The organism is Microscilla marina ATCC 23134 (genome assembly GCF_000169175.1).
Lineage (GTDB): Bacteria > Bacteroidota > Bacteroidia > Cytophagales > Microscillaceae > Microscilla > Microscilla marina.
Genome location: NZ_AAWS01000104.1, coordinates 1 through 6,466 on the forward strand (window position 1 = coordinate 1; position 6,466 = coordinate 6,466).

Annotated in this window: 9 protein-coding genes; all 9 read left to right on the plus strand. The window is 39.1% G+C overall.

From position 1 onward, the window contains the following. Nucleotides 1–189 precede the first annotated feature (189 nt). A complete protein-coding gene (locus M23134_RS36820) occupies nucleotides 190–789 on the plus strand; it encodes a hypothetical protein (RefSeq protein ID WP_002706039.1) in 600 nt (199 codons plus the stop codon). A gap of 223 nt (nucleotides 790–1,012) precedes the next feature. Then, nucleotides 1,013–1,297 carry a hypothetical protein gene (locus M23134_RS36825; protein ID WP_157558756.1) on the plus strand — a complete coding sequence of 95 codons (285 nt, stop codon included), beginning with the start codon at nucleotides 1,013–1,015 and terminating at the stop codon, nucleotides 1,295–1,297. A gap of 42 nt (nucleotides 1,298–1,339) precedes the next feature. Continuing rightward, nucleotides 1,340–2,386, plus strand: a complete 1,047-nt coding sequence (locus M23134_RS36830) for an RHS repeat domain-containing protein (protein ID WP_157558835.1) — start codon at nucleotides 1,340–1,342, stop codon at nucleotides 2,384–2,386. A 416-nt stretch (nucleotides 2,387–2,802) separates the two neighbouring features. Further along, on the plus strand, nucleotides 2,803–3,150 hold the full coding sequence (locus M23134_RS36840; RefSeq protein ID WP_045115078.1) for a hypothetical protein: 348 nt from the start codon (nucleotides 2,803–2,805) through the stop codon (nucleotides 3,148–3,150). Nucleotides 3,151–3,478: 328 nt separating this feature from the next. Then, on the plus strand, nucleotides 3,479–3,733 hold the full coding sequence (locus tag M23134_RS36845; protein ID WP_045115079.1) for a hypothetical protein: 255 nt from the start codon (nucleotides 3,479–3,481) through the stop codon (nucleotides 3,731–3,733). Between the two features lie 7 nt (nucleotides 3,734–3,740). Further along, nucleotides 3,741–4,154, plus strand: coding sequence for a hypothetical protein (locus M23134_RS36850; RefSeq protein ID WP_002706052.1), 414 nt, complete (start codon nucleotides 3,741–3,743; stop codon nucleotides 4,152–4,154). Between the two features lie 134 nt (nucleotides 4,155–4,288). After that, nucleotides 4,289–4,528: a hypothetical protein gene (locus tag M23134_RS41655; protein ID WP_002706054.1), complete on the plus strand. Its 240-nt coding sequence runs from the start codon at nucleotides 4,289–4,291 to the stop codon at nucleotides 4,526–4,528. Next, nucleotides 4,437–6,014, plus strand: coding sequence for an RHS repeat-associated core domain-containing protein (locus tag M23134_RS36855; RefSeq protein ID WP_045115080.1), 1,578 nt, complete (start codon nucleotides 4,437–4,439; stop codon nucleotides 6,012–6,014). The genes M23134_RS41655 and M23134_RS36855 overlap by 92 nt, the downstream gene beginning before the upstream one ends. A 44-nt stretch (nucleotides 6,015–6,058) precedes the next feature. Beyond that, nucleotides 6,059–6,466, plus strand: a 408-nt coding sequence (locus tag M23134_RS36860; protein WP_157558836.1) for a hypothetical protein, incomplete at its 3' end; no start/stop codon positions are given.

Genomic DNA, 6,466 nt, shown 5'->3' on the forward strand with positions numbered 1-6,466 from the left:
TTGAAAATCCCAGAAACAAATAGTGTACATGGTGGAGAATACCATATCAAACTCGGAGATTGGTTACTTAGGTTAGATTCTTCTGGGAATTTCAGGTCTCTTTATAATACCAGTTCTACACCAAGGCCCAGTGTTCAAAGAAGAATAAGAAGACTCCAGAATAGGAATAATAATGGAAATTAACGGTTTATGAGTAAGAGTTCAGAAGTATTAAGACAGTTAGGGAATTTTGAAGTATACATTATTTTAGAAAATAATTCTAAGAATTATGCTAACGTTGTAGCCTTTTTGCGTGATAATAAAGATTGTGTTGAGCATATCTCTAGTGTGTTATATTCTTGGGATGAGTCTGATTTTATTTCGCTTGATGACTTAAATGCGCAGGGGGAGTATTATATCCCTATGTATTTTGATGATGTACATTTGAATTTTGTTATAACAGGCGGTATTATTTGCATTCAAGTTGCCTTTTCGCCTTTGCAAAGTGTAGGTGTTCTAGATTCTATAATATCTATATCATCATTTTTACAAAATGACCTTTTGTATGTTTATGCTGGTTTTGAGTTAGAATTAGAAATAGAAGAAGGACAGGTCTCTCTATCACAGGATGATAAAAGTAATTATCCTTTTTTGATAAGAGATGCTAAGAATATGAAAGATAGGAACATAGATTTGAAATCTTTAGCAAATACTCCTGATGATGTGAAAAAAGCACTATATCATTGTTTTTTTAACGTTTGTGGTTTTGAGAGTTACTTTATAATTCCCGAACTTGACGCAAGCCTCTAGGCTCCGAATCCAGTTCGCCTCACAACTTGGCGTAAGTAGAATTTAACTGGCGCAAGCCTAGCGCGAGCGTAGCTTGTACCTACCATTGGGGAAACAAAATATAAGCTAAGTTAAAAACTAAAGCCCAAATCATGTAAAAATGGTTTGGGTTTTCTTATGAGCCTGAAAGGTAGGAGTTTATGAGTTGTGAAAGTGTATGATTGTATATACTTTTGCAATACAGATGATTTGGGATAATCACTTTGTGTATGAGTATCATTACAAGGATCACTTGGGCAATTTGAGGGTGGCTTTCAGAGAAGGAGAAAAGAAAATTTACCGGGCTGATTTTGAATATTTTAGTGTCCATCAACAAGCAGGAATTGAGTACGATGAGGTGGTGCGGGTACCCCACCCAATGGGCAACGGATACGCGGCGAAGCTTGGGGGAAACACTTCCTCGTTAGGCTCCTGGAAAACCCTGAAGGTAAGTAAAGGTGACCAGGTATCTTCAGAGGTGTACGCCTAGGAGGCTTCCAACGAAGGCGAAGGCGGAGAGTTTGGCTTGTTTTTGGGGGCGCTGACGAAGCCTTCTCAACCATCGGGAGAAACCACCCACGCCGAAAACCTTCGGACTTTACAGGTAGGTCTGAGTTTTACTCCTCCCAACCCAAGTAGTCAAAGCAGCGGTTTGCCCAGTGCTTATTTGCGCTACGTGCTGTATAACGAAACGGGCACTAAAGCCTTGCGAAGTGGGCGGGTGTTTGTGACAACGGCGGTCAAGACTCATTGGGAAAGACTTCATTTTGATTATGAGGTGCCAGCCAATGGGGTGCTGCAAATTTATATCGCCAACGAAACCGAAAATGAGCCTGTGTATTTTGATGATATGGTGGTGGAACACACCCCGCAACTGATTGTACAGGAGAATCATTATTATCCGTTTGGAATGAACCTGCGAGGGATTGAGAAGGTAGGGAAGCCGGAGCATAAGTACTTGTATAACGCGGGTACTGAGCTTGAGAAAAGCTTTGATTTGAACTTTTATGAGACCGAATTTAGAAGGTACGATGCACAATTAGGGCGTTTTCACGGAATAGATGAACTAGCTCCCTTGATGTCTGGTATTACTCCCTATCAATACGCTTTTAATAATCCTATTTTATTTAATGACCCTACAGGCTTAGCACCTGAAGGTAGCGATGCTATCGAGGACAGGCGTCTGGATGATTGGACGCAAGAAAACGAAGAGTATGGGAGACACCAAAATACCCTGTTAGATGCACAGCATGGTAGGGGGAACTCATCAGGAGGAGTGGGAAATAATAAATTAGACCATGGACACAGTTGCCCAACCCATGGGGCGGGTTGCTCTGGCTATCATCCCAAGAAATCATCACGTTTAAAAGCAGCAGCCGTCATGACACTTGCTTCTCCTGCGGGGAAAGCATTGTTTGAAGGCCTGAAAGCACCCCATCCAATCGTAAAAGCAGCGGCAGTATTAGGAACTGCAGCAGTGCTTACATATTATTATTATTCTGATAGAAGTAGAAGCAAGCCTAAGCCTGGAGTAATTGCTGATCCTATAACAGAAGAGTTACTTAAGCCAACAGCATGAATCACCTTGTATACTATCCCGGAAAATCCTGATCCTGCTGTTCGTGACCCAGGTCATAGCATAGTTAGCCTCAAGTTAGGAAGAGGACCTGAACTATTTTTCCATCACAGTGTTCCAGGCGCGAGTAATATGACTGAGTTCGTGCAAATTAAGAATCCAGCAGAATTGGGAATATTATTATCACATGCAAAAATACCTGTTGTGAAAGTAATCACAGCACAGCAATATACAAGTGCTTTGGCTGCCGCAACTTCCCATGTAGGAATGGGAAAACAAAGTTATAATATACGTCACCATAATTGTGCGACCACCTGCGCAAAAGTAATCGATGCTGCGGGTTATAAGTCTAGCTATCCAACTAATGCTAGACCCAGCACATTACACTCGTGGTTTAAAACTCAACGATAAAAAATAATATGGGAGCATTTTATTACAAGGTTTCGTTTTGCAAAAAGAAACCATTGATCCAAGACATAACTTTTGAATTAAATAGGGTAACTGACATAAAAACCAGTTTTAAAGAAAACAATCTTGTCAGCCCCTCTTTATACACAAAACTTGGATTGGTATTCAATGAAGATCACATCTTAATTATTGGTTTCTCATTAAAACCTGAGCGACACTATTTATTAATATCCCTGATTCAGGCTTTGGTAAATTTAGGAGGAGAGTATAAGTGGGAAAGCACACGATTTAAAAAAAAGCCTGAGTGGTCAGGGCTAAGCTATACAGAAGCAAAGAATGTTGATGATTTACTTTTTTAACCCAGCTCTTTTAAACCTTCCAAATGAGACTGGAAAGGTTGAGTAAACATAAGCTTAGTTAAAAAACAAAGCCCAAATCATGTAAAAATGGTTTGGGCTTTTTATTTTCTTATGAACCTGAAAGATAGGAGTTTATGAGTTGTGAAAGTGTATGATTGTATATACTTTTGCAAGACAGATGATTTGGGATAGTCATCAAGTAAAAAAAAGTTGAACCCTGTACTAAATTGTTAGTGCAGGGTTGTTTATTTTGGAACCGCGTTACAAACGCTTGTAGAAAAAAAGACACGCATTAAAATGCGCGCCAGGGAAGGGCGCCGGAAATATATTGGCTGTTGTAGTTGCTGCGAGTGAACGTTTAATGCCAAAACATTGGATTCCTTCTTCATATGGTGCTTTGAATACTCCTCCTAAAAACTGGGGACCTTATAAGAAATTGTTTGCGGGTGCCCAACTTACTTTATTTAGTGTTTTTTCTGGTCCACTTAATCCTTTCTATTGGATGAAGGATTTTGGTGAGGATCATTTGAGCGCAGCTCACATCAAATGGGGATATAAGAATAAGTCAAGATTCGTAAAATAGTATTAAAATGAAACAAAAAATTTGGCTATTCTTAGTCGTTATTTCTTTAATTTATGTTGGGTATTATATCAGTGTACCACATTGTGATTTGACATATTATTATTCAAAAGATAAAAGACAGGTAGTGACCGCTGTTCATTATTTTCATTGGCTTAGCCCCAAGGAAGAGAAAACATTTTATACCTATGGTTTTTATGATAAAAAAGAAAAACCACAAAGTTATGTTGAGGTATATAGAACTTATAAGGTTGTTATAGATTGGAAGAAAGATCATTGTGTTATTCGCTCTAGTTCTTCTATACGCAATGTTAAAAATTTACCACCAAAGATGAAGGTAGACAAAAGCTCTCCAACAAAGGAAATGTGGAAAAAAATGAAAAACGATAAAAGCGGAAAATATACGTACATCTATGTAGGTTGACGTCTAATCAGTGTAAGTATTTATAAAGTCCAAATCATGTAAAAATGGTTTGGGCTTTTTTTATTTCTTATGAACCTGAAAGATAGGCGTTTATGAGTTGCGAAAGTGTATGATTGTATATACTTTTGCGTTGGATGATTTGGGATAGTCACTTTGTGTATGAGTATCATTACAAGGATCACTTGGGCAATTTGAGGGTCGCTTTCAGAGAAGGAGAAAAGAAAATTTACCGGGCTGATTTTGACTATTTTAGTGTCCATCAGCAAGCAGGAATTGATTACGATGAGGTGGTGCGGGTGCCCCACCCAATGGGCAACGGATACGCGGCGAAGCACTGCATCGCTGGGCCCCTGGAAAACCCTGAAGGTAAGTAAAAGCGACCGAATATCTTCAGAGGTGTACGCCTACATCAAGGAGGCTTTCAACGAAGGCGAAGGCGGAGAGTTTGGCTTGTTTTTGGGGATGCTGACGAAGCCTTCTCAACCATCGGGAGAAACCACCCACGCCGAAAACCTCCGGACTTTACAGATAGGTCTACGTTTTACTCCTCCCAACCCAAGTAGTCAAAGCAGCGGTTTGCCCAATGCCTATTTGCGCTACGTGCTGTATGACGAAACGGGTACTAAAGCCTTGCGAAGTGGTCGGGTGTTTGTGACAACGGCGGCCAAGACTCACTGGGAAAGACTGCATTTTGATTATGAGGTGCCAGCCAATGGGGTGCTGCAAATTTATATCGCCAACGAAACCGAAGATGAGCCTGTGTATTTTGATGATATGGTGGTGGAGCATACGCCCCAGTTGATTGTACAAGAGAATCATTATTATCCGTTTGGAATGAACCTGCGAGGGATTGAGAAGGTAGGGAAGCCGGAGCATAAGTACTTGTATATGAATAAAGAAAAGGAAGTTTCTTTCAATTTAAATTGGGTAGAAACTGACTGGCAAGGTTATGATGATCAATTAGGTAGATTCCACGCAATTGATAAAATGTCTGAAGATATGATTAGCATTAACCCATATCATTACTCCTTTAATAGTCCAATTAATTTTAGTGATCCCAGCGGTTTAGCCCCTGAAGGTAGTAGCGATATTGATAGCAAGCGATTGGATGAGTGGACAAAGCAAAACGAAGAAGAAGGAAAGATGCTAGACGCTATGCTAGACAAGCAACACAATGAAACATCAACCGCTGCAAGCCATCAATTCTCATCTAACACAACTACAAGTCCTCCAACCCAAATAATTGACAAAAGTGGAGGGGTAATATACGATGATGGCAAAAACGACGGTAATGTCATAATGCAGTTTGGAAAAGTTAAGATGTACCTGTATAAAAATGGAACTTGGGTTGGAGGTCAAGGAGCTGACGGTGAAGCAAAGTTAAAAATGTATATTCTATCACAACTTTCATACTCTGGTTTAAGCAAAAATGACTTTAATAGTATCCAAGTTTACCTCACAGGAAAAGGAAATGGTTTTACTGTTCAAGGGCTACATTATGGTGCAACACGTAGCTATTTGATAAGAAAAGGAAAGGCGCAGGGAAACATGGCATTATTGATAAGAGGCACCCATACAACTAATTCTAATGTTTACAATGTAAGGAACTCTTTAGCACACGAATCACATCATAAACGCCAATTGCTTCAGTTCTATAGGGTAGGAGGAATGAAAGTACCTAAAACATTTCCCAGTTCCAGCCACAGAAGCGTTATTTCTGATGTAGGAAGTATAGAGCTTGAAGCTATTAGATACCAACGAACACATGCTTCTTGGAGTAGTACGACAAGTCAGTACAAGAATTCAATTAAAAGTTACGAAAATACAAACCTAAAACGACGAAAAAAAGGTGTAAAATGATATACAAGCTAGGGATATTTATATTGCTTTTTTGTCTGAAAGCAATGGTAGTACAAGGACAAGGTAATCCAAAAATATCATTCAACATACAAGAGATAAAGCGAGTTTCTTGGTTAGAAAAAGATGGAAAAAAGGAGGATACTCTTGTTCGTTTAATAGCAAAGGTTACATTCAAGTCACTAGATAAAGATACTTTAAGGTTTATTTGGGATCACAGAGCTTTAGAAAACAAAATAATGGATAGTCATGAGGTGCTACTTAGAAAAAATACAAAGGGGAAGTTCAACAATAGCGTTGGCATTACTCAAATCTTGGATAAAAGCACCATCCTAGTAGAAAACCAAAGTAATGAATTATGTTTCTTGGGTGATATATCTTGTTTGAAGGAAACCATATATTTTGGAGGCCACTATGATTGTGAGCAAGACTGCTTAGAACAAGTAAGTATATAC

Coding starts and splice junctions, on each gene's coding strand:
- M23134_RS41655 (WP_002706054.1), top strand. CDS start 4,289: ATGATTTGGGATAGTCACTTTGTGTATGAGTATCATTACAAGGATCAC.
- M23134_RS36855 (WP_045115080.1), top strand. CDS start 4,437: ATGAGGTGGTGCGGGTGCCCCACCCAATGGGCAACGGATACGCGGCGA.
- M23134_RS36820 (WP_002706039.1), top strand. CDS start 190: ATGAGTAAGAGTTCAGAAGTATTAAGACAGTTAGGGAATTTTGAAGTA.
- M23134_RS36850 (WP_002706052.1), top strand. CDS start 3,741: ATGAAACAAAAAATTTGGCTATTCTTAGTCGTTATTTCTTTAATTTAT.
- M23134_RS36825 (WP_157558756.1), top strand. CDS start 1,013: ATGATTTGGGATAATCACTTTGTGTATGAGTATCATTACAAGGATCAC.
- M23134_RS36840 (WP_045115078.1), top strand. CDS start 2,803: ATGGGAGCATTTTATTACAAGGTTTCGTTTTGCAAAAAGAAACCATTG.